Here is a 26,322-nt window from a genome sequence, read left to right on the forward strand (position 1 = left end):
TGAGAGCATGAAGGTTGTGCCAGCCCAGAGGTGTGTATACTCGTTTTCAGCGAACATGGCACCCGTAGAAGAGGTATACCCTGGTGAACAGGTCGTGTTCGAAACACTCGACGCACTCGGTGGTAGTTACGATAAAATCGATTTTTCGAAGGTGAATCCAGCGACGGGACCTGTATTTGTCAACGGTGTAAAGCCCGGAGACACACTGAAGGTTCGGATAAAGAGGATAGAACTTCCTCGAAGAGGAGTGATCGTAACTGGCAAGGGGTTCGGAGTTCTCGGTGACGAAGTAGAGGGTTTTCACACAAAAGAACTGGAAATAGAGAAATGGGCCGTTCTGTTCGATGGTGTGAGGATTCCAATTCATCCGATGGTAGGAGTGATCGGGGTCGCACCTCAGGAAGGAGAGTACCCAACGGGAACGGCCCACAGACACGGAGGAAACATGGACACGAAAGAGATAACAGAAAACGTCACAGTGCACCTTCCAGTGTTCCAGGAAGGTGCACTTCTTGCTCTGGGAGACGTCCACGCGACAATGGGAGACGGAGAAGTGTGTGTCTCCGCGTGCGAAGTCCCTGCAAAAGTGGTCGTGGAGATCGATGTATCCAAAGAAGAAATCAAATGGCCCGTGGTTGAGACAAACGATGCCTACTACATCATCGTTTCTCTTCCAGATATCGAAGAGGCTCTGAAAGAAGTCACACGCGAAACAGTGTGGTTTATCCAGAGGCGGAAAACCGTTCCCTTCACAGATGCCTACATGCTCGCCAGCCTCTCCGTTGATGTGGGTATCTCCCAGCTCGTGAATCCCGCTAAGACTGCGAAGGCTCGCATTCCAAAATACATCTTCACGGGGGTATGAGGATGCTCTACGACCTTGCAAAACAGCGAAAGACCGTGAGAAAATTCAGAGAAGAAAAGCCTTCCATTGAGAAGTTGATGTACTGTCTGAAGGTGGCGAACGAGGCTCCTTCGGGAATGAATGCTCAACCCTGGAGATTTCTCGTCGTGGAAGATGAAGAAACGAAAAGACAAATCAGGGAAACCTGTGAAAAGGCCGAGAAAGACTTCTACGAAAACGTGAGAGGAAAACTTAAAGAATGGCTCAACGAAAACAGTTTCAACTGGAAAAAACCCTTTCTCGAAGAAGCACCATACCTTCTACTCGTGTTCTCAAAAAAAGACGCACCCTATTCGAGAGAATCTGTCTGGCTCGCGATCGGATATCTTCTCCTCGCACTGGAAGAGCAGGGACTTGGAACCGTCCCGTACACACCTCCGAATCCCGATGAACTGACAAAAATCGTGAACACACCATCAGATTTGAGATTTGAGGTGATACTCCCGGTTGGATATCCGGACGATCCGAAACCCAAGTATCCAAGAGAAGAAATGAAAGTGAGTTTCAACCACTTTTAATCCCCCGGCAGGGGGATTCACACGGTGTATTCTTCCAAAAGTTCACCGTAGTCGTCGAACCAGAGCGCCTGGGGATTCCTCTTGTACACCATGACTTTTCTTCTATTCTTCTCATCGTGTGCTCTATGGTATTTGAAAACGATGAAATCTTTCGTGAGGGCTGCGATTTCTATCTTCCCTGTTCTGTGAGACATAACGTATCTGACCCGCTTGGCGACACCAGATATGTTCGAAATCGCTTTCGTGAAGATCTCGTAACCCTCTTCAATCGGAACGGCGAATTTCCTGTTTCCAGAAACAGGCCTGTTCTGGAACACGTAGTAGGGAGTCACTCCAACAAAGGAAAGTCTGTCCAGAAGCTCACCGAGCACTTCAGGATCGTCGTTTATTCCCCTCAGAAGAGGAGTCTGATTGCAAAGCACCGCTCCTGCGTCTTTCAAAAGATTCACCGCTTCTATCGCTTCCCTGGTCAGTTCCCGGGGGTGGTTGAACTGTGTCATCACGTATATCTTCTTCTCTTTTGTGCTGTACTTTCTGATCATCTTCAACAGATCCGGATCGTCTATTATTCTGTAAGGGTTAAACGCTGGTATCTTACTACCTATTCTGATAATTTGAACGTGATCTATCTCTCTCAAGGAACTCACTATCTTTTCCAGCTTTTCTGTCGATAAAAGCAGCGGATCTCCTCCCGTGAGCAAAACGTTCGTTATCTCTTTGTGAGTGCGGATGTAATCGAGTTGAGGTGTGATGTCTCGTATGACTTCGGCTCCAACGTTTATGAAGAGTCTCTTCCTGAAACAAAATCTGCAAAATCCACCACAAACATCGTTCACAAGAAAGAGGGCCGTGTCCGGGTATTTGTGCTGAAGCCCCTTCGCAACGGTGTAAGATTTTTCGTTAGAAGCATCCAGCGTTCCCCATTCTTCTAGCTCGTCCTTCTCGGGTACTATGATCTTCCTGATAGGGTCATCAGGGTCTGACCAGTCTATGAGACTCAAGTAATAAGAGTTGGCTCTGAATCGGTACTTTTCCTCTACCCTCTTCAACCTCTCTCTTTCTTCAGGAGACAATTGTTCCACCTGTGTTATGCTGGTGTAGTATTTCACCTTCAATCGAATCACCTCCTGATTTTTGTTTTAACAAAGTTATATTTTCTAAAATAAACCCCTTAAAAAAATCGAAGAACTCAGCTTCGACGAATACGACATCTGCCATCCATTTTCATTATACCATAATACGGTATAATCGGAGAGCACGATGAATACTGAGAAATATATCATCAGTACAATGTTTGAATGATATCTTGAAATCAGCAACTGTGTGTAGTACAATATAACTTGCAAATGCTTTGCATTTGCAGGTGAGAGTATGAGGATGACAAAAAACAGGGAAGCCGTTCTTGAGATAATCGAATCTTCCAGAGTCCCTCTCACTGCCGAGGAGATACATCGAAAACTGGATGTGAACCTCTCCACGGTCTACAGGGCATTGAAGTTTTTAGAGGAAAGAAACCTCGTGGGTTCTTTCAGTGTGGGTGGCCCGAGATACTTCTTCAAGAAGAAAAGACACTATCACTTTTTGATCTGTGAGAAATGCGGGAAGCTCTTTCCTTTCGAAGAATGCGTGGATGAATTTCTTGAAAAACTCCAGAAAAAGTACGATTTCTCTGAAGAAAGTCATCTGTTTTTGATTCACGGAATCTGTAAGGAATGCAAAAAGGAGGTGGAAAAATGAAGAGGATTCTTCTCCTTCTAGTACTCATTGTCGCTGTTTTGAGTTTCGGCAAAACTATCGTGACCACGATAAACCCGTACTATCTCATCGTTTCTCAGCTACTCGGTGATACAGCGAGCGTAAAGCTCCTTGTTCCCCCTGGAGCAAATCCACACTTGTTTTCACTAAAGCCTTCCGACGCTAAGACTCTGGAAGAATCGGATCTGATCGTAGCGAACGGACTCGGATTGGAAACGTATTTGGAAAAATACAAAGAAAAGACAGTTTTCGTTTCAGACTTCATTCCAGCACTTCTTCTCATCGACGAGAACCCTCACATCTGGCTCGATCCTTTCTTCCTCAAATACTACATCGTTCCTGGACTGTACCAGGTTCTCATCGAAAAATTCCCAGAAAAAAAGAGCGAAATAAAACAGAAAGCAGAAGAGATCATAAGCGACCTAGACACCGTGATCAGAGATTCCTTCAAAACACTCCTCCCTTACACCGGAAAAACGGTAGTGATGGCTCATCCGAGTTTTACGTACTTCTTCAAGGAATTCGGCCTGGAATTGATACCACTCTCCAGCGGTCATGAACACAGCACGAGTTTTTCCACGATCAAAGAGATCCTCAGGAAAAAAGAACAGATTGCTGCCCTGTTCAGAGAACCGCAGCAGCCGGCAGAGATTCTTTCGAGCCTCGAAAAAGAACTGAGAATGAAAAGCTTCGTGCTCGATCCCCTCGGAGTGAACGGAGAAAAGACGATCGTGGAACTCCTGAGGAAGAATCTTTCTGTGATCCAGGAGGCGTTGAAATGAAAATCGTGGAAGTGAAGAATCTGACCTACAGAATAAACGATTTTGAGATCCTGAAGAATATAACCTTCTCCGTGGAAGAAGGTGAATTCGTTGGGATAATCGGCCCGAACGGAGCAGGAAAAACCACACTTGTGAGAATTCTGGTGGGGGAGATAAAGAATTATGAAGGCAAGGTAAAAGTCAGGGGGAAGATAGGTTACCTTCCACAGCTCCATCAGGTTCAGAGAGAGTTTCCCATCACCGTAAAAGAGTTCGCTGCGATGGGAATGTACGGCAGGTACAGAAAGATAGACTGGGGAAAGGTGAGATCGACCTTGAAAGATGTGGGGATCCTTCACAAAGAAAACGATCCGATAAAGAACCTCTCAGGTGGTGAATTCCAGAGACTCTCACTCGCAAGGGCCCTTCTTTCAGATCCGGATATTCTCGTATTGGATGAACCTGAGGCTGGAGTGGATGAAATGGGAAAGGCTTCCTTTTACGAGCTTCTGAACCGATTGAGGAAAGAAAAAAATATCACAGTCATCATGATCAGCCACGACATCGGAATGGTGTTCAAAGAATGCAGCACCATCATGTGTCTCAACAGGACCCTTCACTGCCATGGTCCAACTGAAACGATCAACCCTGAAGACCTCAAGAAAATCTTCACAGACTTCGACATATGGATCAGAGGAACAAGACACTACGAGATCTACCATGGGAGGGAGAGAGATTGAGCTTCTTTCACGATCTCGCTGAGTACAGTTTCTTAAGGACAGCTTTCGTTGGGGGAATCCTGGTCGCGTCTTTATCGGGCCTTGTTTCTCCAATAGTGGTTTTTAGAAGGATGGAGTTCATAGGAGACGGAACCGCACACGCAGTCTTTGCCGGGCTTGCCGCAGCCACTCTCATCGGAGCGGATCACAGATTGATCGCCTTTGCCACGGCTCTTCTTTTCGCTTTTGCGGTAAGTCTCTTTTCTCGCTCCAGGATCAGCGAAAGCAGTGCCATAGGTATCCTCCTTCCCTTCTTCATGGCCGTTGGAGTGGTTCTCTTCTCTGTTTCGGGAAGGTATCAGACAGATGTGATGGGATATCTGTTCGGTGACGTGCTTCTTGTGAACAGCACCGACGTCGCGATAACGGCCGTTGTCCTTGCCCTGAACGTGATCCTCACCGTGGTGTTCAGATGGGACATCAAGTATTTCATAGTGGATGAAAAAATGGCCAGGTTTTATGGCATAAAAACAGATCTCATCCGTTTTCTGATCACCTCGTTCATCGCTATCACCGTGGTGACGACCGTTAAAGTGGTTGGTGTGATCCTCACAGGTGCCCTTCTGATCCTTCCTGGTCTCGTTTCGAAAATATTTGGAAAGTCTTTTTGGTCACTCACAACAATATCCGTCATCTTCAGCACCGGCGTTTTCTTCGCGGGGTTTCTGACCGCCTACACTCTTGACCTGCCACCTGGTCCGGTCATTGTGATCATTGCTTTCGTTTCTTTCCTTCCAATGCTAAAATTCTCATGATGTGGAAGATAGCCGTTGTGGATGACGACAAGAATATTCTGAAAACGGTGAGTGAAAAACTCCAGCAGTTGGGACGGGTGAAGACCTTCCTCACAGGAGAGGATTTTTTGAACGACGAGGAAGTCTTTCATGTTGTGGTTCTGGACGTCATGCTTCCAGACTACAGTGGTTACGAGATCTGCAGGATGATAAAAGAAACCCGACCCGAAACCTGGGTGATACTCCTAACGCTCCTTTCCGATGATGAAAGCGTTCTGAAAGGATTCGAAGCGGGGGCGGACGACTACGTGACAAAACCGTTCAATCCAGAGATTCTCCTCGTGAGAGTGAAAAGATTTTTGGAGAGGGAAAAGAAGGGACTGTACGACTTCGGAGATCTGAAGATAGATGCCTCTGGTTTTACTGTGTTTTTGAAGGGGAAAAGAATACATCTTCCCAAAAAAGAATTCGAGATACTGCTCTTTCTCGCAGAAAACGCCGGGAAAGTCGTCACGCGTGAAAAACTCCTGGAAACCTTTTGGGAAGACCCTGTCTCACCAAGGGTTGTAGACACAGTCATAAAGAGAATCAGAAAAGCCATAGAGGACGACCCAAACCGTCCTCGATATATAAAGACTATCTGGGGTGTGGGTTACATGTTCACGGGGGGAGAAAGATGATATCTCTGAGAACCTTTCTCATCACCTTTCTTGTGAATATAGCCTTACTTGGAATCTTCTGGGGAAACAGAATGAACTTTGTGGATGTCGTTATTTTCTCTTTCTTTTCAGCGCTCTTTGTTAGTCTCGCTACTCATATTCTGGTGACCAGCAGACTGAGGAAGCTCAGAGAAGCTGTAGCCAGAAAAAATCGATTCGAAGATTTCCTGAACGATGAGATCACAAAACTCGCCGAAGAGGTGAATTCGGTAGTCGAAAATTCGCTGATTCAGGAAAAAGAAACGGAAAAATTGAAAGACATCGTCACAGGTTTTGTGCACGATGTGAAATCGCTCGTATGGAATGAGGTTGAGGACGAAAATTTACAGAAGATCATAGAAGAATTCTACGAATTCGCCAAGCTCGAAGCTGGTCTTGAAAGGTTGAGAAAAGAGCCGGTTAATCTCGTCGAGCTCGTGAACGACGTGGTGGAAAAATTCCCAGGAAAAGTCATTTTCAAGTACGATGACGTCGTGGAAGTCGAAGCTGATCCCATGAAGCTTTTCAGGGCCTTTTACAACGTGATAGAAAACGCTGTGAAGTATTCAGGACCGGTGGAGGTCCACGTGAAAAAAGACAGGATCATCGTGAAAGGTCCCGGGCCAGAGATCCCCTATGAGGTACGTGCAAATCTTTTTGAGAAAAAGAAAAAAAGCAAAGGCACAGGACTGGGCCTGTACCTCGCAAGGGAATTTTTCGAAATGCATGGCTTCAGAATCGCTTACAGGAGAGAAGGAAATCACAACGTTTTTGAGATTTACACTGGATACACCGGCATGTCATCGGTAAAGTCAGAGAGAGATTCGAGATAGTTGAAGTCCACGCCGATCTTCTCCTCGTACTTCTTCCTCAAAAATTTCCTGCCAACCTCTCCCAGGATCACGGCGATGAGGAGGTCTTCGTCCGTTTCGACAAGTATTCCCAACTCTTTCCTTGTTTTATCCAGTTCGGGTTCCAAAAGATCAGCAGGTCTGCAATCTATGGGTTTCTCATCACCAAGAATCTTTCTCATCAGTTCTGGATCGATCGGTGCGGGTGGTCTGCCATAAAGCCCTTTCACGTAGTTCCTCGTTTCGTTGGTTACTCGCTCGTATCTACCATAGACCACGTTGAGAAACGCCTGAACACCCACGATCTGACTCGTTGGTGTGACGAGTGGTGGATAACCGAGGTCTTTTTGAACCCTCGGAACCTCTTCGAGGACCTTATCCAGCAGGTGCTCCATTCTCTGCTCCTTCAGCTGTTTGAGAAGGTTGGAGTACATCCCACCGGGAATCTGTGAGAATATGATCCTCGAATCTGGATACTTCATCCCCACGTCGTACTCAACGTATTTCATTCTCACTTTCGTGAAGTGATCTACCAGAAACTTCAGCGCTTCTCTGTCAAAATCCTCTTTTCCGTTTCCTTTGAAGGCGTAATACATGGTTTCAAAAGTTGGCTGAGACGTTCCCATGGAAAACGGAGAAATAGCCGTATCGAAGAAATCCGCCCCTGCTTCGTAAGCCGCTTGATACGCAAGGGGAGCAAAGCCCGTGGTACAGTGAGAATGGACCTCAACGGGAACACCGAATTTCTCCTTCAAAGCCCTGACGAGTTCGTAAGCCCTTTTTGGAGTGAGAAGCCCCGCCATGTCCTTTATACAAATCGAGTCCACTCCCATATCCAGAAGTTTTCTTGCGAAGTCAAGATAGTAATCGAGAGTGTGGACAGGACTCACCGTGTAACTGATCGCTACCTGAACATGAAGACCGTGCTTTTTTGACTCTTCAATAGATTTCTGCAGGTTTCTTTCATCGTTCAGCGCATCGAAGATACGTATGATATCCAGTCCATACTCCGCCACTTTCTTTATGAAAAGCTCCACAACATCGTCCGCGTAGTGCCTGTAGCCAACGAGATTCTGTCCTCTCAGAAGCATCTGAATCTTCGTGTTCTTCAAACCCTCTCTTATCTTTTTCAACCTCTCCCATGGATTTTCGTTCAGAAATCTAACGGCGACATCGAAGGTTGCTCCTCCCCAGACTTCCATGGAGTGAAAATTCATTCTGTCGAACGCTTCGAGAGCAGGCAGCATATCTTCCGTTCTCATCCTCGTCGCGATCAGAGATTGATGTCCATCTCTTAAGGTTGTATCAACGAACATTTTTTTCACCTCCAAGTTTTCTCAAAAGATGTACAACCAGATTCACTCTATCTTCAAATTGATCGAGTCTTGCGTATTCATCCTCGGAGTGCATCTTACCACCGGGAATACCCAGACCGTCTATGGAAGGAACGCCGTTCTGCGAGAAAAACGCCACGTCTCCTCCACCCGTTGCCCTCACAAAACTCACAGTCATTCCAATCTCTTCGGCAGACATCTTCACGATGTTCACAAAATCAGGATCTTCTTTCATGGGAAGCCTTCTGAGTTTCAAGGTGTAAGAAACGTTCGCTTCAGGATGTACAGCAGAGAGTCGTTTCAGTGTTTCTTCGAGAAACTCGTACTCTTTGTCGTCGTAGTACCTGACATCGAAATAAACCTCTGCTTTGTCCGGTGTCACGTTGCTTTCCGCACCACCCTTTACGATTGTTGGATTCAGAGTAAGGTTTGGAAATCTCCCGTTCAATGAAAAGAGTTCCACCGCTTTGAAAGCCAGTTCAACGATCGCGTTGGCTCCTTCGTCCAGTCTTGAAGCGTGTCCTTTTTTTCCGCGAGCGAACAACCACAGTGAGATGATTCCCTTCCTGGAGGATATGAATTCTCCGTTTTCTCTTCCCGGCTCGAAGGATAGACAGTGAGAACTCATACCGGAAACTTCTTTGAACACTTCTCCACTGAGCGGTGATCCCAGCTCTTCATCCACGTTCAGAACCACGCAGAGATCGGTGTCGTTCTGTTGGAGGAATCTTTTCAAAGACTCAAGGAGGATCACAACTCCTCCTTTCATGTCACAAACACCAGGACCCTTGGCGATGTTTCCTTCTATTGTGAAAGGTCTTCTCTTCGATTCACCTTCGGGAAAGACGGTGTCGAGATGTCCTATGAGGGTAACGTAAGGCGGTTTTCCGCGGAAGGCCACGTAAGCGGCTCCCCTTTTCTCCACTCTGAAACCAAGGTCTTCGAGAATCTCTGTCAGAAACGACGTTCGTCTCAGCTTCTCCTCGAATGGAAGATCGGGCCCTGTGTCGATGTTCACGAGTTTTTCGTAAATTTCGATCCACTTCATTTTTATCCCTCCAACTACATTATACTATTCTTTAAGAAAACCCCGGTGAGGAGGGATGTTATGTCCAGAAAAAAGGCCTTCCTATTCATCGTGCTTTTGGGGCTGGTCAGTCTTTTCGCGGACGTTACTTACGAAGGGGCAAGGAGCATCATCGGACCGTTCATGAAGACACTGGGAGCGAGCGCCGCCGCTCTTGGATTTGCCGTAGGGCTCGGTGAACTCACAGGATACGCCTTCAGATTGATTTCGGGAATTCTGAGCGATAAAACACGAAAGTACTGGCTTTTCACCATCCTGGGATACGCGATAAATCTCTTTGCGGTACCGGCTCTCGCGCTTGCAGGAAACTGGCAGACAGCGCTTGTTCTCATCATCGCCGAAAGATTTGGGAAGGCCCTGAGAACTCCCGCAAGGGATGTCTTGCTCTCTTTCGCTTCGGAAGAAGTTGGAATGGGCAAAGGCTTTGGCATTCATGAGGCGCTAGATCAGATCGGTGCCATCTTGGGACCTCTTGCGCTCACATTCGCCCTCGCATTTGGAAAAAGCTACAGGTTCTGCTTCTTCATTCTTCTCATACCGGCTCTCGTTGCAATGGTTCTTCTCCTCACAGCACGTATAACTTTCCCGGCTCCTCAGGAAATGAAAAAGAAGAAAGACAATCCAGTGGATCGAAATCTGGGAAAGACTTACTGGTTCTATCTTACCATCGTTTCTATGGTGGCCTTTGCTTTCGCTGATTTTCCCATCATCGCATACCACATGAAGAGTTTCGAAGTCGCAAAAGATTTCTTCGTTCCTGCGACTTACTCACTCGCGATGGCCGTGGATGCGGTGGCTGCGCTGGTTTTCGGTCATTTGTTCGATAAAAAGGGTTTCGTTGCCCTGGCCTACGCGGTTCTTCTCTCTTCTTTCTTTCCCGTGCTTTCTTTTTCGAACAGTTTTCCGCTCATCTTTGCCGGAGTGATTCTCTGGGGAATCGGTATGGGAGCGCAGGAATCGATCATGAGAGCGGTTGTAGCGAAGATCGTACCTGCAGAAAAGCGTGGATTCGCTTACGGAATGTTCTTCACCGTGTACGGTGTTTTCTGGTTCTCTGGATCGTGGATCATGGGAACACTCTATGATATCAACCGGTTCTATCTGATACTGTTCTCTTTCGTAATACAGTTTGCAGCGGCTCTGCTCCTTCTTAGAATGAAAAGATACGAATGGTGAACCATCCTGCCTCCTATGAGGTAGGGTTTTCTGCTTCAACCCGTGATGGCTCGTAGACCCTTTTTAGGTTCCGCCGCCAGAGCACGGTCAACGGGCATGAACTCGGACGGCTCCCGCCCTACTGATAGCATCAAGCCATACCTGGCTAGATTCTTTGCAGCGTCCCTATCATGATGCGCTCCACTCTTTGGCTTCTTTATTTATGTATCCACATTCACTGCATAGCTGACTTGAGGGATAGTATCTGCTTGCTTTTATCACTTTGATCCCACAGCGCTTTGCCTTAAATGTTGAGATCTTTCACCACGATCTTTCCAGTTTGGCTTTCGCTGACAAGATCGCGGATGATTTGTAAAGCCAGTCGTTCTTTACTATTCTTATCACGTAGTTTTCTTTGCACGTTCTGATAAAATTCATTATGGAAAGGGGGGATTTAGGATGAGGGTGAACGACGTAAGTCTGATGCGGTACATTCAGCAACTCAGCCTTGAAAGAAAAGCCCCCACACCGGGAAGTTTCCTCTTCAACACAGTATCTGAACTTGCCGTTCAGCAGAAATTGAGAGGACAGATAGAAGGATACAAAGCGACTCTCTCTCAGATATACAACGGAATGGGCCTTTTGAACACGACTGACGCGGGACTTGAAAGCATATCAACAGCGCTTCAGAGGGCAAGAGAACTCGCCGTTCAGGCTTCGAACGCTACTCTCACAGACGCAGAAAGATCCATGATACAGAAAGAATACGAGGAGATAATGCGCGGTGTGAAAAGGATTATCCAGCAGACAACTTACAACGAACAGAGGGTGCTCGCCGGAGACGTTCGAAACCTTGTGATCCAAACTGGACCCAATGAAGGACAGAACGTAACGGTGAACATACCAAACCTCGAAGAGACTCTCTCCGAACTGTTTGAAGTGGACCTTTCCACCTTCGAAGGAGCACAAAGATCTCTTGAAACCATAGATCAAGCTCTGGAAAACATCTCTCAGATCAGAGGAAACGTTGGATCCTGGATGAACAGGCTGGAGTCTTCAGCAAGAAGTGTGATGAACAGCTACACGGAGCTCTTCAAAACAGAAAGCCTTTTCGAACCGAGCGTGGCAGAACTTCTCCTCGAGTCAACGAAGGAAGACATTTTGAGACAGACGGCACTGACCGGAATTCTCTTCAGAATGGAAAATGCGGGAAACGTACTCAAACTCTTGATGTAGTATGTTTTATTTCCCAGAAAGAGAAAAGAAAAGATTCACTTTGAAAAGGCCGGCACTTCTCATCATCGATCTTCAAAATTATTTCACCTCTCCTGACTCCCCAGCATACCTTCGGGGAGTGGAGGTTGCTATCGAAAACATCAGAAAACTGAAGATCTCCTTCGAAAGAGCGAAACTTCCCGTGATAGCCACGGTCCACGTGGGAGCGTCTCCGATGATGAAGAAGTGGTGGGGAAACGAAGTGGATAAAAGGTGGGCCGTTCCCGTTTTTTCCGATGTTCTTCTTTTTGAAAAGAACACGTACGACGCGTTTTATTCAACGAAACTCGAAGAAGAGCTCAGAGCAAGAAACGTCAACCAGCTGATCATAACAGGTGTGATGACACATCTTTGCTGTGAAACTACAGCCCGAAGCGCTTTTGTGAGAAACTTCGAAGTGATAATGGTGGAAGACGCTCTGTGGGATAAAAACGAATGGTACCACTTCTCTTCACTGAAAAACCTGGCACATGGAGTTGCGTACATCGCTAAGACGGAGGAGATCCTGTGCGCGTTGGAATCGTTGGAGCAGGGCCAGCGGGAGTAGCAGCCGCTGTGTTTCTGAGGAGGTACAACGTTCACGTTACAGTGTTCGAAAAAAACAGGGTGGGAGGACTTTTGCGGAACGCCCATCTCGTTGAAAACATCCCGGTTTTGCCTCCAGCCTCCGGTGAAGAGATCTGCAAAACACTGGAGAAAAGATTATTTGAATCTGGTGCTGAACTCATATGGGAAGAAGTTGTAAAAGTGGAAAACGAAAAAATTCTGACAGAAAGAGAAATTCATTCGTTCGACTACGTGATCGTTGCAAGCGGCACGATTCCAAGGAGAATTCCAGAGTTCGAAGTATCTGAGAAGGTGGTCTATGAGTTCATCGATCTTCCAGAATTCGAAAAACTCGCAATCTATGGAGCAGGAGACGCTGCATTCGACAGTGCTTTGAACGCTCTTGTGAGAGGAAAAGAGGTACATCTTTTCAACAGAGGCAGCAGAATCAGAGCGCTTCCCCTTCTGGTCGAGAGAGCGAAAAAATACGAGAAATTCTATTATCATGAAAGATGCCCCATCCTCAAAGTGGAAGAAGAAAGCAAAATGGTTAAACTGAAAACAGAACACGGTGTTTTCACCTTCGACGCTCTCCTTTTGTCTGTAGGCAGGGTTCCAAACACTTCTTTCGTTGAACCTGGAGAAAGAAATTTCATCGTCGGAGATGCGAGAGGTGGCTTCAGGCAGGTATCGATAGCGATGGGCAGTGCCATCGAAACAGCGATGGAGATCCTGAGAAGAGAGGGAACAGTGTCAGCTACCCTCCCTCTGAAGGAGGGCTTGCTCAACCCAAACGGGGAGCATCAGGCCGGCTGACAACGGCCCCTAAAAGCTTTTCAAGATTGACCTGCTGGTCTTTGGCAAGAACTCTCAGGGCTATGTTGATCGCACCAACTATGTCTGCGTGTTCTTCGTAGCCGCAGCTTTGACATACAAAACGCTCTCCATGGTCTGGTCTGTTTTCTTTCGAGACGTGGCCGCACCTGGGACAGGTTTGCGAGGTGTAGCTGGGGTCGACCTTTTCGGACTGAACTCCGTAGTACAATTTCGCTTTGTACTCTATCTTTTGCTGAAGACTTGCAAACGGCCATTGTTCTGACTGTCTTCTTGCTTCTTTGTCTTTGCCGCGGTAGGTGATTCTGTTAGCTCTGATCTGAGTCAGGTCTTCGAGAACAAACCTGGCACCAGGGTGGCTTGTGGTGAGCTTTTTTGCAATGATGTGCAGTACGTTCTCAGTGAACCGTTTCTCTCGCCTGCTGATCCTGGCAAGCTTTCTCTTAGCAGAGCGAGTGCCTTTTGACATGAGCTCAGAGCGCAGACGCTGATAGTGTTGTTTTCTTTGTTTGAACTCTTCAGGAAGGTCTATCAGATACCTGGTGCCTTTGGTCGAGGTGGCAGCAGCAATGTGTCTTTCTCCAACGTCAACACCGACGATTTCTTTTGGTTGATGTTCCTGAACTTCAAGAGTCACAGGAACAAGCAAGAAGAAGGTTTTGGATGATTTGTCGTAAGTCAGTATCGGATCGCCGATCTTGCAAGACTTGAGGTACTCAAAGTGTTTGGACCAGCCTTTCATCGGGATCCATTTGATTCGACCTTGAAGTGTGGACAAAGAAGCGTGCCACTCTCCGTTGATCTTTTTGAAGCTTGCAGTTCGGTTGTACGTGTATTTGACGATCAAGCTCTTTCGCTTCGGTGGTTTATCCCAGAACTTCTTGACAGCTTTTGAATCAGGTTTGCGGCGCTTGAGTTCTTTGAACTGAGCCCAGAGAGTTTTGTACATTGCAGAGACGTCTCTGTTTACGTTAATAGCCATCTGTGCTGGAAGGTCGAAGTCTTCGCGGATGGTTTTGTAGTAAAGTCTGTGGAGTTTTTTGACGTTCGTCGATTTGTCCTTGAGGTTTTGTTCGAGCACATAGTTGACGGCGTTTGTGTAAGCCGTCGCAATATCCAGGAACTGCTGTTTTTGGTCCTTGCTGAGTTCGAGTTTGAATCTACAGGTCAGAGTCACAGTCATTTGTTCAATCACCTCATCTATATATTAACACTATTGAATCTGGAGGTGGTACACATGTCTGCTTCCTCCCAATCCCCTAAAGGGGATGGGCTTTTGCAAACAATTTCTGTGAAAATTCTCAAGAGAGTAGGAAAAGAAGAAGTCGCATACGTGTATCTTGGAGAAACTTCCAGGGGAAATCTGGTGGAATTCGTTGAATCGATTCAGCCCCCCGTTCCCCGCGAAAAGAAATGGGTTCTCATCGTTTCAACACTCGCTGGATGTCCCGTGGGATGTCTCATGTGCGACGCTGGAGGTTTCTACAGAGGTAAACTCTCCGCCGATGAAATCTTCGAACAGATCGATTTTCTGGTGAAGAGCAGGTACCCAAACGGAAGGATCCCTTCGGAGAAGTTCAAAATACAATTTGCAAGGATGGGAGAGCCCGCACTGAACGAAGCCGTTCTCGATGTTCTGAAGGAACTTCCAGCAAGGTACGAAGCACCGGGACTGATGCCTTCGATCTCCACAGTTGCCCCTTGCGGGACGGATTCTTTCTTCGAAGATCTTCTTAAAATAAAGGAAAAACACTACAGAGGTAAGTTCCAGCTTCAGTTTTCCATTCACTCTACAGACGAGAAAGAAAGAGACCAAATCATTCCCGTCAAAAAATGGTCTCTCGAAAAGATATCAGAGTTCGGAAAGCGGTTCGTGAAAGAAAACGACAGAAAAATCACCTTGAATTTCGCTGTGGCACAGGAGTACTCGCTGGACCCGAAAGTCATCATAAGAGTTTTCGATCCCGAGAAGTTCCTTGTGAAAATCACACCGGTGAACCCCACCTATCGTTCAAAGGAGAACAATCTGAATTCAGATGTTGACGTCGAAAGAAAAGAACTTCTGAAGCATCGGAACTTCATAGAGGAGCTCAAAAAAGCTGGTTTTGAAGTGATCCTGAGTATCGGTGAACTCGAGGAGAACAAGATCGGCAGTAACTGTGGTCAGTACGTCCAGAGACACTTGATGAGCGAAAGAAAGATCGTGGATGGTTACCAATACGTGTGAAAAACCCCGCGCGGGCGGGGTTTTCATTTTCCGAGGAGTTCTTTTACTTTCTCAACAACCTTCCTGGGAATCTCATCCTTCGGATTTTCTTCCATTATTCTCACAAGAGCACTTCCGACGATCACACCGTCGGCGATCTCCCACACCTTTTTCACCTGTTCGTGCCTGGAGATTCCAAAACCCACGAAGAGAGGAAGTTTTATTCTTTCTTTCACCCTCTTTATGTGATCCGCGAAAGGAAGGTCTTCCCTCTCACCTGTGACACCGTACCGGGATATGTAATAGACGAACGGAGCCTGAACGGAATTGATCAAATCTATTTCCTCGTCTTTGGTGTTCGGTGCAACGAAGGGAACTATGGGATACGCTATATCGACGTTCTTTACCTCCCTCAAGGGCAGGTCAGGTATGATCAAGCCCTTCACACCGAGTTTTTTCAATTCATCGAGGAGTTTTTCTTTTCCCTCTGGATAGTTCACTATCGGATTCAGATAACTCATCAGGTAGAGATCGTAATCAACAGATATTTCACTCAGCATCTCCAGAATCTTTTTTATAGTGACACCGTTTCTCAAAGCCACGCTGTGGGCAAGCTGAATAACAGGACCGTCTGCGACCGGATCGGAGAACGGAACTCCTATCTCCACACCTGTGATGCCGAGTTCGTTGAGAGCGATCAGTATTTTCCTTGTTGTTTCAAGATCGGGAAATCCAGCGGGGATGTATGCAATAAAGCCCTTCATCTTATCCTCTCCCTGACGTACGGATGGTTCAAAACTGATTCTAAATCCTTGTCGCCGCGCCCTGAAAGGTTCACAACGACGATCTTACCCTTTATATCGATCTTTTTCAGATAAGCCAGTGCGTGCGAGCTTTCGAGTGCTGGAATGATCCCTTCCAGCCTTGAAAGTTCGATGAAAGCATCGAGAGCCTCTTCATCCGTCACCGCATCGTACAGAACTTTTCCAGTCTCTCTCCAATAAGCGTGTTCAGGACCTACACCGGAATAGTCCAGTCCCGCCGAAACCGAGTGTGTCACCTGAACCTGGCCCCAATCGTCTTGAAGAACGAAGGTTTTACTCCCATGTAGGTATCCAACTTTCCCTTTGAGAAGGGAGGCTGCATGCTTGCCGGTTTCGAGACCTTCTCCGCCAGCCTCCACCCCAATCAGTCTCACACCGGAATCTATGAACGGATAGAAGATACCGGCGGCGTTGCTTCCCCCTCCAACACACGCAACGATGTAATCCGGCAATCTTCCTTCCTTCTCGAGGATCTGTTTCTTTGTTTCTTCACCAATCACCTTCTGAAAGTTCCTCACGATAACTGGATAAGGATGAGGACCCACGACGGATCCAATGACGTAATAGGTGGTTTGAAGGTTCGTGATCCAGTCCCGAAGAGCTTCGTTTATGGCGTCTTTCAGCGTTCTGCTTCCGCTCTTCACGGGAACCACTTTCGCACCGAGGAGTTTCATTCTCTCAACGTTGGGTTTCTGTCTGATCGTGTCTTCTTCGCCCATGTATATGACACACTCCATTCCAAAGAGCGCAGCAGCCGTCGCGGTGGCAACTCCGTGCTGTCCCGCTCCTGTTTCCGCTATTATTCTTGTTTTTCCCATCCTCTTCGCGAGAAGCACCTGACCTATGGCGTTGTTTATCTTGTGAGCGCCTGTGTGAAGAAGATCTTCGCGCTTCAAATAGATCCTGGCACCGTACTTTTCACTCAACCTTCTGGCAAAGTAAAGAGGAGTGGGACGCCCAGCGTAATCCCTTAGAAGGTCGTTTAACTCCCTCCAGAACGATTCATCCTTTATGATTTCCTCATAAGCCACCTCGAGTTCTTCAAGGGCGGGCATGAGAATCTCGGGAACGTACTGACCTCCGTAAGGACCGAAGTAACCTTTCATTCTCACAACTCCTTTGCATTTTTAATGAACTTTTTTATTGAATCGTGATCTTTCTTTCCTGGAAAGGCCTCAACACCGGAAGATACGTCCACAGCGAAAGGCCTTACCACGTCTATCGCACTTCTGACGTTCTCAGGATTCAAACCTCCCGATAGCACGAGATACCTGAATTGGTCTCTGTACGGAAGGATCAAAGACCAGTCGAACGTTTTGCCACTTCCACCATACTCCTGTGTTTTCGTGTCGAGAAGAACCGGAAACTCTCTGTAGTACAAGGCACGTTCTACATCCCTTTTGTTCGAAATCCCAACTGCTTTTATCACCAGTATTCTCTCCGCTATTTTCCTGCACAGTTCGATTGGTTCTTCTCCATGTAACTGGACTGCGTTCAGCTGAACGTGAGAAGCTACATCCAGAATTTTTTCTGGTTCTTCGTTCACAAAGACTCCCACTCGAAAGACGAAGGGAGGTAATTCAACAGAAATCTTCCTGGCATCCTCAGGAGAGATGTATCTTTTACTTTTCGGATAGAAAACGAATCCCACAGCGTCAGCGCCACTTTCCACAGAAAACAGCGCATCTTCCAAGTTAGTTATCCCACAGATCTTCACTCTGACCATGCTCTCATCTCTTCCAAAAATCTTCTTGGATTTTCGGCTTTCATGATGGATGTACCAACGAGGACCGCGTTCACCTTTCCTCGCAGATCTCTGAGTTCTCTGGGATCTTTTATACCGCTTTCAGCGACCAAAACCGTATCATCCGGCACGAGCGGCAGAAGTTCCCACAGCACATTTTTCTTTATCTCAAAAGTGTCCAGATCTCTTGTGTTGATACCGAGTATCTTCGGTCTGATCACAGAAAAGACCTTCTCCAGATCATCTCTAGAATGGACTTCTACGAGACTGTCCATTCCGAGTTCTTCCGCTGCTTCATAGATCTCTTTTATTTGCTCCACAGTGAGTATTCGAGCGATGATAAGAACGGCGTCCGCTCCCACGCTGGAAGCCAGTTTCACCTGGACTGTGTCTATATAGAAGTCCTTGGCGAGAATGGGTCTGTCGGTCAGTGTTCTCGCCGTTCTTACGAAGGCAGGATCTCCTTTGAAATAGTGCTTTTCCGTGAGGATGCTGATCGCGTCTGCCAGCTCGTCGTACATCCTTATGAAATCTTCCAGAGAAGCATCAGCGTTTATATCTCCAGCAGATGGAGAAGCTTTCTTGAATTCCGCTATGATCTTTACTCTCTCTTTTCCTGACAGAACTTCCAGAAATCTGTGGTTCCTTCTTTGAACGATCAAGTTCTCGTCGTTTATCTCCAGAATATCTTTCTTTTTGGTCTCAACTATTTCCCAGAGCCTTCTGATAGTCCATTACCTCCCTCATTTTCTTGTAGGCCTCGCCCGTTCTGATGAGATCGAGGGCCTTTCCGACACCGTCCTTTACGGTGTCACATTCACCTACCAGCCAGAAGACAACCCCTGCGTTCAAAGCCACCGTCTCCACCTGTGTTCTGCTGGCTTCTCCTTTTAGAACACTTTCCATCAACCGGTATGCCTCTTTGGGATCGGAAGGCCCTTTCAACTCTTCGGGATCTCCCCTCTTCAATCCGAGTTCTTCGGGATCCAGCGTCATGGGAACGATCTCTTCCTGGGTAACGAGGAATATGTTGTTCTTACCACATGTGGTGAGTTCGTCCGTGAAACCTCCGTTGACCACTGCCGAACGTTCTGTACCAAGACGTTGAAGGGCCGTTGCGAGTTTGGAAGCGAAAGAAAGATCGAAGACTCCCACCATCTGGTACTTCACTCTGGCGGGATTCGTTATGGGACCAAGGAGATTGAAAGCCGTTCTGATTTTCAGCTGTCTTCTTGCGGGCATCACGTGCTTCATCGCTGGATGAAGAAGCGGTGCGAAAAGGAAAGAAAAACCGGTTTCTCTGAGCTCTCTTTCCATCTCCTCCGGTGTCTTTTCAAGTTTGTACCCACCGGCTTCAAGAACGTCGGCACTTCCCACCTTGCTTGAGACAGACCGGTTACCGTGTTTTGCAACGGGAATACCAGCCGCAGCAACGACAAAGGCCGTTGTCGTTGAAATGTTGAACGTGCCAAAACCGTCTCCACCGGTTCCACAGGTGTCGACCGTTCTTGGAGAAGGTGCTTTTATATGAACCGACTTCTCTCGCATGACGCTGGCCATTCCACCGAGTTCATCTCCCGTTTCTTCTTTCATCCTGAGTGCCACAAGGAAACCCGCGATTTGAGCGTCCGTGGCATTCCCGGACATGATGAAGTTCATCACCTGACGACTCTCTTCAAAAGTGAGATCTTCAAACTCTACGAGTTTTTTGAGAGCGGAAACGATGTCAATTTCCACTTCTTCGAAAGCCTTCTTTCTCTGAATATCCCGGATGTTCAGGAAGTTCTTTATGATTCTCCTTCCTTCTTCGGTCAACACGGATTCTGGGTGAAACTGAACTCCAAAGGTTGGGTGCTCTTTGTGCTGGAGTCCCATGATCTCTCCATCGTCACTTTTGGCGGTGATTTCCAGAACCTCAGGAATGGATGCCTCTTCAACAACGAGTGAATGGTATCGCGTAGCAACGAGTGGATTTCTCACACCGGAGAATACACCCCTTCCGTTGTGCACGATCTTTGATGTTTTCCCATGAAGAATCCTCTTTGCATGCACGATCTTTCCACCAAAAGCGTAGCCGATCACCTGGTGTCCGAGACACACACCGAGTATTGGAACCCTCCCGCTGAAGTGTCTCACAACATCAACGGAGATACCCGCTTCTTCGGGTCTTCCGGGACCAGGAGATACGACTATGTGAGTAGGATTTTTCCTCTCTATCTCTTCGATCGTTATTTCGTCGTTTCTGAAGACTTCGATTTCACAGTCTGGTTCTGCCTCACCGATGTACTGAACGATGTTGTAAACGAACGAATCGTAGTTGTCTATAACGATCACTCTTTTCAAAACAATCCCCCCTGGATCTTCTGCGCAACTTCCAGGCTCCTGAACAACGCCCTGAGTTTGTTCAGGGTCTCCTGATACTCACGCTCTGGGACAGAATCGTAAACGATACCCGCTCCTGCCTGAAGCCATCCCTGTTTACCTTTGAAGAAAAAAGACCTGATAGTGATAGCAGAATCCATATTCATCTTTCCCTTATCATCGGGGAAAGAGAAATACCCGACGGCTCCAGCGTACGGTCCTCGTGGAGTGGGTTCGAGTTCCTCTATGATCTCCATCGCTCTCACTTTAGGAGCACCAGAAACTGTTCCCGCGGGGAAAGTCGCTTCGAACACATCTACAGCATCTTTATCGTCTTTCAACTCGCCGCTCACCTGCGAGACTATGTGCATGACGTGAGAATACCTCTCGATAACCATCTTCTTCTCCACTTGCACGGTTCCTTCCTTACAGACTCTTCCAAGATCGTTTCTTCCAAGATCCACGAGCATAACGTGCTCTGCTATCTCTTTTTCGTCGTTCAAAAGTTCTCTCTCCAGTTTCAGATCTTCCTCAACAGTTCTCCCCCGCGGTCTGGTTCCGGCAATTGGCTTCACAGTGGCCTTGTCTCCTTCCACTTTCGCCATGGTTTCGGGAGAAGATCCCAAAACAACCGTGTCTCCGAACTTCAGATAAAACATGTAGGGAGAAGGATTAATCATCCTTAGCGCCCTGTAGATGTAGAACGGGTCCAGCGTCGTCTTGAAAGTGAAAGCCTGAGAGAGAACCACCTGGAATATGTCACCTTCTATAATGTATTTTTTGGCCTTTTCAACCACTTTGTAGAACTGCTCTCTCTCGAAATTTGATACAGGTTCTGTCACAAAAACGTTTTTCTCTGGTTTCTCTTCAAAAGGACTCAAGACCTTCGATGCGAGTTCCTCAGGGCTTTCGCTGATGATGAAGACGTTATTTTTCAGGTGATCGAATATTATGAGATGCTCGGGTACCACAAAATAAAACGTGGGAAACACAGAGGCTCTGACTTTGACTTTCTCTATGTAAGAAATGTAGTCATAACTGACGAAGCCAACGGCTCCTCCTCTGAACGAAGGAAGTTCGTCGTGTTTGACGTTGTATCTATAGACCTCAAGCCAGTCCTTTATCGCCTTGAGAGGAGAGGAAGTATAATCGAGCTGCTGATTTGAGGTTCTCAAGATTCCCTTTTCAAAAACGATCTCGTCTTTTTTTCCAATGCCTATGAAGGAATGCCTTCCAAAAGCAGAACCGAGTTCTACGCTTTCGAGCAGGAAAGCGAATTCTTCTCCTCTGGAAACTTTCATGAAGGTGGAAACCGGTGTTTCCAGATCCGAAACGAGTTTCAGCACGTGCATGATATCACCCACTGTGATTTTTCAGTTATTATATCACTTGACCTCCCGATTCCCTAAAGGGGATGGGATTCTTCGTGCGGTGTGCTCAACTTACGAGACTTAACCACACCGGACTGGCCAAAATCCCTACTCCTACCCTCTTTGGGCTCGGAGATATCTTTTTCTGGTGCGACCTACTAAGATTTTAGCACTTCTAAACCAAATAACCATTCATCACGATCACCTAAAGGGAACGTGCTTTCTGGCTTATATCACGTAGCGATCTTTTCCAGAACGCTTAGCTGTGTAAAGTTTTCTGTCAGCTTCCTCTATCAATTCCACCGGTGAGGACTCTTTCTTTGAAAACGCAACTCCTCCACTCAGAGTTACTTTCTTTTCACTTCCGAATATCTTCTGCCAGTCGAAATTTCTGATGTTCTCCATGATGCTATCCATCGTTTTTACCACCGCGTCTCGCTCACCCGTTTCAAACACCACCATGAACTCCTCTCCACCGTATCTTCCCGCTTTTCCATTCTTAACAGTTTCTCTCAGTATGTTTGACACTGTTTTCAACACCTCATCTCCCATCGGATGACCGAACGCGTCGTTTATCTTCTTGAAATCGTCTATATCCATCATAGCTACCGCAATATTTTTTCCGTTTCGAAGAACTTCTTCCAGAAATCTCATGATTGCCCTCTTGTTAAACAAACCCGTCAATCCGTCTGTTTCTGAAGCTATCACGTAATCTCGAAAGTCGTTCAGATTTCTGAAAAGAACCATCAGACTCGAAAGAGAATCCTCTAAAACACTTCTCAATAGGAATGGATTTTCAACATCCTCAAACAATATAACCCCGAGTTCTGTTCCGTCATCTTTCACGACTGCAAAAACGTTATCATCCGAAATCGAGCCCTCACCGAAAACACCATAAAAGGACCAGAAGGATGGAGATGTTGGCTTTTCCAGTTTGGAGATCAGAAACTTCCTGAGAACTTCTTTATCAACCGATTTTCCAAAGGAGTAAATCCTTCCTTCACTTGTGGAAAGAAGAAGCACTCTGAAGCTTCCGAACAGGGAGAAATTTCTGAACAGCATAACAAGAAGAGAAATCACGTATCGCTCGTCGCGGGAGTACCTGAGATAAGAGAGAATTTCTTTCTCAAGAATCTCCCTCTTCAATCGCTTTTCAACGATATGAAAAACGTTTCCAGATTCGTCGCTCTCACGGTTTTTGAAAGACTCGTACGGAGTGTTCAGAAAAGCCTGAAGTTCTTTCTCGATTTCCTCTTTCTTTCCTTTGTTTATGAACAAGTTCGCCCCACTCTTTTTCGCCCAGAAGGGATTGACTGTGTCAGAAGATGCGGTCAATATGACTATTCCTGCGTCTTTGAAAGCTCTCATTTCTCTCAAAACAACAGAAAGGTAGAGTCCAGAAAAATCAGGCATGTTGTAATCGATGATGAAGTAGTCAGGCCTGTGATTCAAAGCCTTCTGTAACCCATCCATTCCACCCTCTGCGAGGAGAATATCCACGTCCTTTTTGATATTTTTCACGATATCAGAAACAACAAGCCGCCAGAATTTGCTGTCGTCAACGATGAGAACTTTCTTCATCAATCTCCACCCTATCCCGAGTTTTTATAATAAATTATATATCAATGAGGAAAAAACGAGTTGAACTGGCGACAGATTAATGGTATCATTTAAAAATGGATCGGGGCGTAGCGCAGGTGGCTAGCGCGCCTGCCTTGGGAGCAGGAGGTCGCTGGTTCAAGTCCAGTCGCCCCGACCATTTTTTATCGAAGGAGACAAAGCACTATTGAAGGAGGTGAAAGACTTGCCAATCTATAGATATGTCTGCGAAGAATGCGGATACGAAACAACGGTCATGCATGGCATAAACGAATCACCAGAGGTTATCTGTGAAGAGTGTGGTGCCAGAATGAAGAGAACGATAGGAAGAGTGGGAATTATTTTCAAGGGAAGTGGCTTTTACATAACAGATTCAAGAAAGGGCGAGAAAAAGAAAGAAACAGCGTCCGCTTCAAGCGAAAAGAAAGACTAAACATTCAAGTTGGGATCGGCGTTCAAACTCAAGGGGGAGAATATCCCCCTTTTTGCTTTTTCGTACCCCGCCTTTGCAACCATCAGAGCGTTGTCCGTACAAAGTTCCAACGGTGGAAAGAAAACCTCGTAGTTCCATCTTTCCGCCCTTTTTTGTACCTCTTCCCTCAACATAGAATTCGCGGCAACACCACCGACGAACGCTATCTTTCCAATCCCAAGATTTCTCGCCAGTCGGAAGGTTTTTTCAACGAGAATATCAACAACCGCCTTCTGGAAAGAAGCCGCAACGTCTTCTACCTTGTAGTCTTTTTCCCTCTGGAGGAAATATAGAACGGAGGTTTTCAAACCCGCAAAGCTGAAGTTGTAACTCTCATCATCCAGCATTGGACGAGGGAAGCTGTACTTTTCAGGATCTCCTTTCTTTGCCACTCTGTCGATCACGGGACCTCCGGGATATCCGAGTCCGAGGAGGCGAGCCACCTTATCAAACGCCTCCCCCGCCGAATCATCGAGAGTTTCCCCCAGCACTTCCATGGAATAGTCTTCATTCACTTTCATCAGCTGTGTGTGTCCTCCTGAAACCATCAAAACAACGAGAGGCGGTTTCAGATCAGGGTTCGCCAGAAAAACCGCCTGCACATGAGCTTCTACGTGATTCACTCCAACAAATGGTTTCTCAAGCGATATGGCAAGTCCTTTTGCTGCGGACAGGCCAACAAGAAGAGCACCGATAAGACCAGGTCCAAAGGTGACCGCAACGACATCTATTGTCTCCGGTGGGACTCTTTCAAAAGTTTTCTTCAAAAGAATGGGTAAACTTTTGAGGTGGTGCCTGGCCGCCACTTCAGGCACCACCCCTCCAAACTTCTGGTGGATTTCTATCTGAGAAACTGTGAAATTCACAACAACATTTTTACCATTGTCCAGAACAGCGACCGCTGTTTCATCGCAGGACGTTTCTATTCCAAGAACTCTCATGCCGATTCCCTCATAACAACGATGGGTTTTTCTTTTCCAAGAGCAACTTCTTCCGTAATAACGACCTTTTCTACGTTCTTCAAATTTGGAAGTTCAAACATCATATCCATCATCATTTCCTCAAACACGTTCTTCAGAGCACGTGCACCTGTACCTCTCTTGATAGCCTTCCTCGCTATGATCCTGAGAGCTTCGTCCGTTACTTCCAGCTTCACACCGTCGATCTCGAACAGTTTTTGATACTGCCTCACAACGGCGTTCCTCGGTTCCTTCAGTATCCTGATGAGGTCGTCTTCCGACAAATCATCGAGCGTCGCTATCACAGGAAATCTTCCAACAAATTCTGGAATGAGACCGTACTGTACCAGATCGTCCGGTGTTACATGTTTCAGGATCTCTCCAAGTCTCATCTCTTTTTTGCTCTTTATTTCCGCTCCGAATCCCATGGTGGTACTCTGGATACGTCTCTTTATGATTTCCTCAAGACCGTCGAACGCTCCGCCGGCTATGAAAAGGATGTTCCTTGTATCCACCTTTATGAACTCCTGGTACGGATGCTTCCTTCCGCCCTGTGGTGGAACGTTCGCTATCGTTCCCTCCAGTATCTTGAGGAGAGCTTGCTGCACTCCTTCACCGGAAACGTCTCTTGTTATCGAAGGATTTGGAGATTTCTTGGCTATCTTGTCGATTTCATCTATGTAGATGATCCCGTACTGAGCCCTTTCGACGTCAAAGTTCGCCGCCTCCAGCAATCTGAGAACAACGTTCTCCACATCCTCTCCTACATATCCAGCTTCTGTGAGAGGTGTTGCATCAGCTATAGCGAATGGAACATTGAGAATTTTAGCGAGAATTCTCGCAAGATAGGTTTTCCCTGTGCCTGTGGGACCGATGAGAAGAACATTCGATTTCTCTATCTCCACATCGTTAGAATCCAGGTTTGAGAACACTCGTTTGTAGTGGTTGTAAACGGCCACAGAAAGGACTTTCTTTGCCCTTTCCTGTCCTACTATGTATTTGTCGAGTTCAGCCTTGATTTCCGCAGGTGTTGGAATTTCCTTTATCTCGTTTTTTATACGGACTTTTCTATCGCTTCTCAGAAGATCGTGAAACAGATCGATGCACTCGTTGCATATGTAAACGTTGTTGGGACCAGCAATCAGCCTTTCCACCTGCTGAATATCGCGTCCGCAAAAACTACAGAACTTTCCAGCCATTCTCTCATCCTCCTCAAATACTTATCCTGTCCGCGTCTATCCAAAGCCCTTCAAGATCGTAGAAATCTCTTCCTTTCTCCGTAAAGATGTGGATCACAACACTACCCGCATCTATGATCAACCACTCGTATTCTTCGCCTTTGTCGTAGTAAATTAAAGGTAACGACAATTCCTTTATCAGATCGATCAGTTCGTCCCTCATCGCCCTCATATGGGTGTAGGAATTCGCCGTAAAAATCACAAAGTAGTCCGTTGGAACAGGTGTTTTTCTCATATCGAGCACAACCGGGTTCTCTCCGCCTTTTTCAGAAATCTTTTTCAGGATTTTCCTCAAAACATCTATCACCTGGTTTCACC

General features: G+C 46.6%; 29 protein-coding genes and 1 tRNA gene. 15 read left to right on the forward strand and 15 right to left on the reverse strand.

Annotated elements, in window-relative coordinates; all coding sequences use genetic code 11:
- Positions 1-7: 7 nt before the first annotated feature.
- Positions 8-865, forward strand: coding sequence for an acetamidase/formamidase family protein (locus AS158_RS06920; RefSeq protein WP_008194031.1), 858 nt, complete (start codon positions 8-10; stop codon positions 863-865).
- Positions 866-867: 2 nt separating this feature from the next.
- Positions 868-1,422, forward strand: coding sequence for a nitroreductase family protein (locus AS158_RS06925; protein ID WP_008194029.1), 555 nt, complete (start codon positions 868-870; stop codon positions 1,420-1,422).
- 17 nt (positions 1,423-1,439) lie between these two features.
- Here the strand turns inward: AS158_RS06925 and AS158_RS06930 are convergent, their stop codons facing one another.
- Entirely contained in the window at positions 1,440-2,537 is a 1,098-nt protein-coding gene (locus AS158_RS06930; protein WP_008194027.1) for a KamA family radical SAM protein, read from the reverse strand.
- A gap of 256 nt (positions 2,538-2,793) precedes the next feature.
- Between AS158_RS06930 and AS158_RS06935 the strand changes: the two genes are divergently transcribed.
- From AS158_RS06935 to AS158_RS06960, 6 genes are read left to right on the forward strand one after another with little or no spacing between them, the layout of a single operon-like run.
- Positions 2,794-3,159, forward strand: coding sequence for a Fur family transcriptional regulator (locus AS158_RS06935; RefSeq protein ID WP_008194026.1), 366 nt, complete (start codon positions 2,794-2,796; stop codon positions 3,157-3,159).
- Positions 3,156-3,959 (forward strand): metal ABC transporter substrate-binding protein, encoded by an 804-nt coding sequence (locus AS158_RS06940; RefSeq protein ID WP_008194023.1) that lies wholly within the window; start codon positions 3,156-3,158, stop codon positions 3,957-3,959. The genes AS158_RS06935 and AS158_RS06940 overlap by 4 nt, the downstream gene beginning before the upstream one ends.
- The gene (locus AS158_RS06945) at positions 3,956-4,678 is read left to right on the forward strand and encodes a metal ABC transporter ATP-binding protein (protein ID WP_008194021.1); all 723 of its coding nucleotides are present in this window, start codon (positions 3,956-3,958) and stop codon (positions 4,676-4,678) included. The genes AS158_RS06940 and AS158_RS06945 overlap by 4 nt, the downstream gene beginning before the upstream one ends.
- Positions 4,675-5,472, forward strand: coding sequence for a metal ABC transporter permease (locus tag AS158_RS06950; protein WP_008194019.1), 798 nt, complete (start codon positions 4,675-4,677; stop codon positions 5,470-5,472). Before AS158_RS06945 ends, AS158_RS06950 begins: the two co-directional genes overlap by 4 nt.
- Entirely contained in the window at positions 5,469-6,131 is a 663-nt protein-coding gene (locus AS158_RS06955) for a response regulator transcription factor (RefSeq protein ID WP_008194017.1), read from the forward strand. The genes AS158_RS06950 and AS158_RS06955 overlap by 4 nt, the downstream gene beginning before the upstream one ends.
- Positions 6,128-6,982, forward strand: coding sequence for a HAMP domain-containing sensor histidine kinase (locus AS158_RS06960; protein ID WP_008194015.1), 855 nt, complete (start codon positions 6,128-6,130; stop codon positions 6,980-6,982). Before AS158_RS06955 ends, AS158_RS06960 begins: the two co-directional genes overlap by 4 nt.
- Here AS158_RS06960 and AS158_RS06965 read toward each other — a convergent pair.
- Positions 6,928-8,316: a pyruvate carboxylase subunit B gene (locus AS158_RS06965; RefSeq protein ID WP_165304780.1), complete on the reverse strand. Its 1,389-nt coding sequence runs from the start codon at positions 8,314-8,316 to the stop codon at positions 6,928-6,930. The genes AS158_RS06960 and AS158_RS06965 overlap by 55 nt on opposite strands.
- Positions 8,306-9,382, reverse strand: a complete 1,077-nt coding sequence (locus AS158_RS06970; protein WP_008194013.1) for a M20 family metallopeptidase — start codon at positions 9,380-9,382, stop codon at positions 8,306-8,308. The genes AS158_RS06965 and AS158_RS06970 overlap by 11 nt, the downstream gene beginning before the upstream one ends.
- 60 nt (positions 9,383-9,442) lie before the next feature.
- Here AS158_RS06970 and AS158_RS06975 point away from each other — a divergent pair, with 60 nt between their 5' ends.
- Positions 9,443-10,597, forward strand: a complete 1,155-nt coding sequence (locus AS158_RS06975; RefSeq protein WP_008194012.1) for an MFS transporter — start codon at positions 9,443-9,445, stop codon at positions 10,595-10,597.
- Between the two features lie 168 nt (positions 10,598-10,765).
- Here AS158_RS06975 and AS158_RS09320 read toward each other — a convergent pair whose 3' ends face one another.
- Complete coding sequence (locus AS158_RS09320) at positions 10,766-10,858, reverse strand: transposase (protein ID WP_231556600.1); 93 nt, start codon at positions 10,856-10,858, stop codon at positions 10,766-10,768.
- A gap of 177 nt (positions 10,859-11,035) precedes the next feature.
- Here AS158_RS09320 and AS158_RS06985 point away from each other — a divergent pair, with 177 nt between their 5' ends.
- From AS158_RS06985 to AS158_RS06995, 3 genes are read left to right on the forward strand one after another with little or no spacing between them, the layout of a single operon-like run.
- Positions 11,036-11,812, forward strand: coding sequence for a flagellin (locus AS158_RS06985; protein ID WP_008194010.1), 777 nt, complete (start codon positions 11,036-11,038; stop codon positions 11,810-11,812).
- Position 11,813: 1 nt separating this feature from the next.
- Positions 11,814-12,398: an isochorismatase family protein gene (locus AS158_RS06990; protein ID WP_008194008.1), complete on the forward strand. Its 585-nt coding sequence runs from the start codon at positions 11,814-11,816 to the stop codon at positions 12,396-12,398.
- A complete protein-coding gene (locus tag AS158_RS06995; RefSeq protein WP_038051954.1) occupies positions 12,359-13,213 on the forward strand; it encodes an NAD(P)/FAD-dependent oxidoreductase in 855 nt (284 codons plus the stop codon). Before AS158_RS06990 ends, AS158_RS06995 begins: the two co-directional genes overlap by 40 nt.
- Here the strand turns inward: AS158_RS06995 and AS158_RS07000 are convergent.
- On the reverse strand, positions 13,182-14,414 hold the full coding sequence (locus AS158_RS07000; protein WP_165304781.1) for an RNA-guided endonuclease TnpB family protein: 1,233 nt from the start codon (positions 14,412-14,414) through the stop codon (positions 13,182-13,184). The two genes, AS158_RS06995 and AS158_RS07000, sit on opposite strands and share 32 nt — an antisense overlap.
- A 108-nt stretch (positions 14,415-14,522) precedes the next feature.
- Here AS158_RS07000 and AS158_RS07005 point away from each other — a divergent pair, with 108 nt between their 5' ends.
- The gene (locus tag AS158_RS07005; protein ID WP_008194003.1) at positions 14,523-15,458 is read left to right on the forward strand and encodes a hypothetical protein; all 936 of its coding nucleotides are present in this window, start codon (positions 14,523-14,525) and stop codon (positions 15,456-15,458) included.
- 23 nt (positions 15,459-15,481) lie between these two features.
- On the opposite strand, the gene trpA is transcribed toward AS158_RS07005, so the two are convergent.
- From trpA to AS158_RS07040, 7 genes are all read right to left on the reverse strand, one after another.
- The gene (trpA, locus tag AS158_RS07010) at positions 15,482-16,201 is read right to left on the reverse strand and encodes a tryptophan synthase subunit alpha (protein ID WP_004082732.1); all 720 of its coding nucleotides are present in this window, start codon (positions 16,199-16,201) and stop codon (positions 15,482-15,484) included.
- Positions 16,198-17,367, reverse strand: a complete 1,170-nt coding sequence (gene trpB, locus AS158_RS07015; RefSeq protein WP_165304782.1) for a tryptophan synthase subunit beta — start codon at positions 17,365-17,367, stop codon at positions 16,198-16,200. The genes trpA and trpB overlap by 4 nt, the downstream gene beginning before the upstream one ends.
- Positions 17,368-17,369: 2 nt before the next feature.
- Positions 17,370-17,987, reverse strand: a complete 618-nt coding sequence (locus AS158_RS07020) for a phosphoribosylanthranilate isomerase (protein WP_165304783.1) — start codon at positions 17,985-17,987, stop codon at positions 17,370-17,372.
- On the reverse strand, positions 17,975-18,733 hold the full coding sequence (locus AS158_RS07025; RefSeq protein ID WP_206516528.1) for an indole-3-glycerol-phosphate synthase: 759 nt from the start codon (positions 18,731-18,733) through the stop codon (positions 17,975-17,977). The genes AS158_RS07020 and AS158_RS07025 overlap by 13 nt, the downstream gene beginning before the upstream one ends.
- Positions 18,708-20,339 (reverse strand): bifunctional anthranilate synthase component II/anthranilate phosphoribosyltransferase, encoded by a 1,632-nt coding sequence (locus AS158_RS07030; RefSeq protein WP_241241278.1) that lies wholly within the window; start codon positions 20,337-20,339, stop codon positions 18,708-18,710. The genes AS158_RS07025 and AS158_RS07030 overlap by 26 nt, the downstream gene beginning before the upstream one ends.
- 5 nt (positions 20,340-20,344) lie before the next feature.
- The gene (locus tag AS158_RS07035; protein WP_165304785.1) at positions 20,345-21,718 is read right to left on the reverse strand and encodes an anthranilate synthase component I family protein; all 1,374 of its coding nucleotides are present in this window, start codon (positions 21,716-21,718) and stop codon (positions 20,345-20,347) included.
- A 246-nt stretch (positions 21,719-21,964) separates the two neighbouring features.
- Positions 21,965-23,317, reverse strand: coding sequence for a PleD family two-component system response regulator (locus AS158_RS07040; protein WP_165304786.1), 1,353 nt, complete (start codon positions 23,315-23,317; stop codon positions 21,965-21,967).
- Positions 23,318-23,418: 101 nt separating this feature from the next.
- Between AS158_RS07040 and AS158_RS07045 the strand changes: the two genes are divergently transcribed.
- Both AS158_RS07045 and AS158_RS07050 read left to right on the forward strand, forming a co-directional pair.
- Positions 23,419-23,495: transfer RNA gene (locus AS158_RS07045), tRNA-Pro, on the forward strand.
- 45 nt (positions 23,496-23,540) lie between these two features.
- Positions 23,541-23,768, forward strand: a complete 228-nt coding sequence (locus tag AS158_RS07050; protein ID WP_038051945.1) for an FmdB family zinc ribbon protein — start codon at positions 23,541-23,543, stop codon at positions 23,766-23,768.
- On the opposite strand, the gene tsaD is transcribed toward AS158_RS07050, so the two are convergent.
- From tsaD to rsfS, 3 genes are read right to left on the reverse strand one after another with little or no spacing between them, the layout of a single operon-like run.
- Positions 23,765-24,748: a tRNA (adenosine(37)-N6)-threonylcarbamoyltransferase complex transferase subunit TsaD gene (tsaD, locus tag AS158_RS07055; RefSeq protein ID WP_165304787.1), complete on the reverse strand. Its 984-nt coding sequence runs from the start codon at positions 24,746-24,748 to the stop codon at positions 23,765-23,767. The genes AS158_RS07050 and tsaD overlap by 4 nt on opposite strands.
- A complete protein-coding gene (clpX, locus tag AS158_RS07060) occupies positions 24,745-25,965 on the reverse strand; it encodes an ATP-dependent Clp protease ATP-binding subunit ClpX (protein WP_165304788.1) in 1,221 nt (406 codons plus the stop codon). The genes tsaD and clpX overlap by 4 nt, the downstream gene beginning before the upstream one ends.
- 13 nt (positions 25,966-25,978) lie before the next feature.
- Positions 25,979-26,311: a ribosome silencing factor gene (gene rsfS / locus AS158_RS07065; RefSeq protein ID WP_165304789.1), complete on the reverse strand. Its 333-nt coding sequence runs from the start codon at positions 26,309-26,311 to the stop codon at positions 25,979-25,981.
- Positions 26,312-26,322: the final 11 nt, after the last annotated feature.

The sequence above is a fragment of the Thermotoga sp. 38H-to genome (genome assembly GCF_011057665.1).
Lineage (GTDB): Bacteria > Thermotogota > Thermotogae > Thermotogales > Thermotogaceae > Thermotoga.

Coding starts and splice junctions, on each gene's coding strand:
- AS158_RS06920 (WP_008194031.1), top strand. CDS start 8: ATGAAGGTTGTGCCAGCCCAGAGGTGTGTATACTCGTTTTCAGCGAAC.
- AS158_RS06925 (WP_008194029.1), top strand. CDS start 868: ATGCTCTACGACCTTGCAAAACAGCGAAAGACCGTGAGAAAATTCAGA.
- AS158_RS06935 (WP_008194026.1), top strand. CDS start 2,794: ATGAGGATGACAAAAAACAGGGAAGCCGTTCTTGAGATAATCGAATCT.
- AS158_RS06940 (WP_008194023.1), top strand. CDS start 3,156: ATGAAGAGGATTCTTCTCCTTCTAGTACTCATTGTCGCTGTTTTGAGT.
- AS158_RS06945 (WP_008194021.1), top strand. CDS start 3,956: ATGAAAATCGTGGAAGTGAAGAATCTGACCTACAGAATAAACGATTTT.
- AS158_RS06955 (WP_008194017.1), top strand. CDS start 5,469: ATGATGTGGAAGATAGCCGTTGTGGATGACGACAAGAATATTCTGAAA.
- AS158_RS06960 (WP_008194015.1), top strand. CDS start 6,128: ATGATATCTCTGAGAACCTTTCTCATCACCTTTCTTGTGAATATAGCC.
- AS158_RS06965 (WP_165304780.1), bottom strand. CDS start 8,316: ATGTTCGTTGATACAACCTTAAGAGATGGACATCAATCTCTGATCGCG.
- AS158_RS06970 (WP_008194013.1), bottom strand. CDS start 9,382: ATGAAGTGGATCGAAATTTACGAAAAACTCGTGAACATCGACACAGGG.
- AS158_RS06975 (WP_008194012.1), top strand. CDS start 9,443: ATGTCCAGAAAAAAGGCCTTCCTATTCATCGTGCTTTTGGGGCTGGTC.
- AS158_RS06985 (WP_008194010.1), top strand. CDS start 11,036: ATGAGGGTGAACGACGTAAGTCTGATGCGGTACATTCAGCAACTCAGC.
- AS158_RS06990 (WP_008194008.1), top strand. CDS start 11,814: ATGTTTTATTTCCCAGAAAGAGAAAAGAAAAGATTCACTTTGAAAAGG.
- AS158_RS07000 (WP_165304781.1), bottom strand. CDS start 14,414: ATGACTGTGACTCTGACCTGTAGATTCAAACTCGAACTCAGCAAGGAC.
- trpA (WP_004082732.1), bottom strand. CDS start 16,201: ATGAAGGGCTTTATTGCATACATCCCCGCTGGATTTCCCGATCTTGAA.
- trpB (WP_165304782.1), bottom strand. CDS start 17,367: ATGAAAGGTTACTTCGGTCCTTACGGAGGTCAGTACGTTCCCGAGATT.
- AS158_RS07020 (WP_165304783.1), bottom strand. CDS start 17,987: ATGGTCAGAGTGAAGATCTGTGGGATAACTAACTTGGAAGATGCGCTG.
- AS158_RS07035 (WP_165304785.1), bottom strand. CDS start 21,718: ATGCACGTGCTGAAACTCGTTTCGGATCTGGAAACACCGGTTTCCACC.
- AS158_RS07040 (WP_165304786.1), bottom strand. CDS start 23,317: ATGAAGAAAGTTCTCATCGTTGACGACAGCAAATTCTGGCGGCTTGTT.
- tsaD (WP_165304787.1), bottom strand. CDS start 24,748: ATGAGAGTTCTTGGAATAGAAACGTCCTGCGATGAAACAGCGGTCGCT.
- clpX (WP_165304788.1), bottom strand. CDS start 25,965: ATGGCTGGAAAGTTCTGTAGTTTTTGCGGACGCGATATTCAGCAGGTG.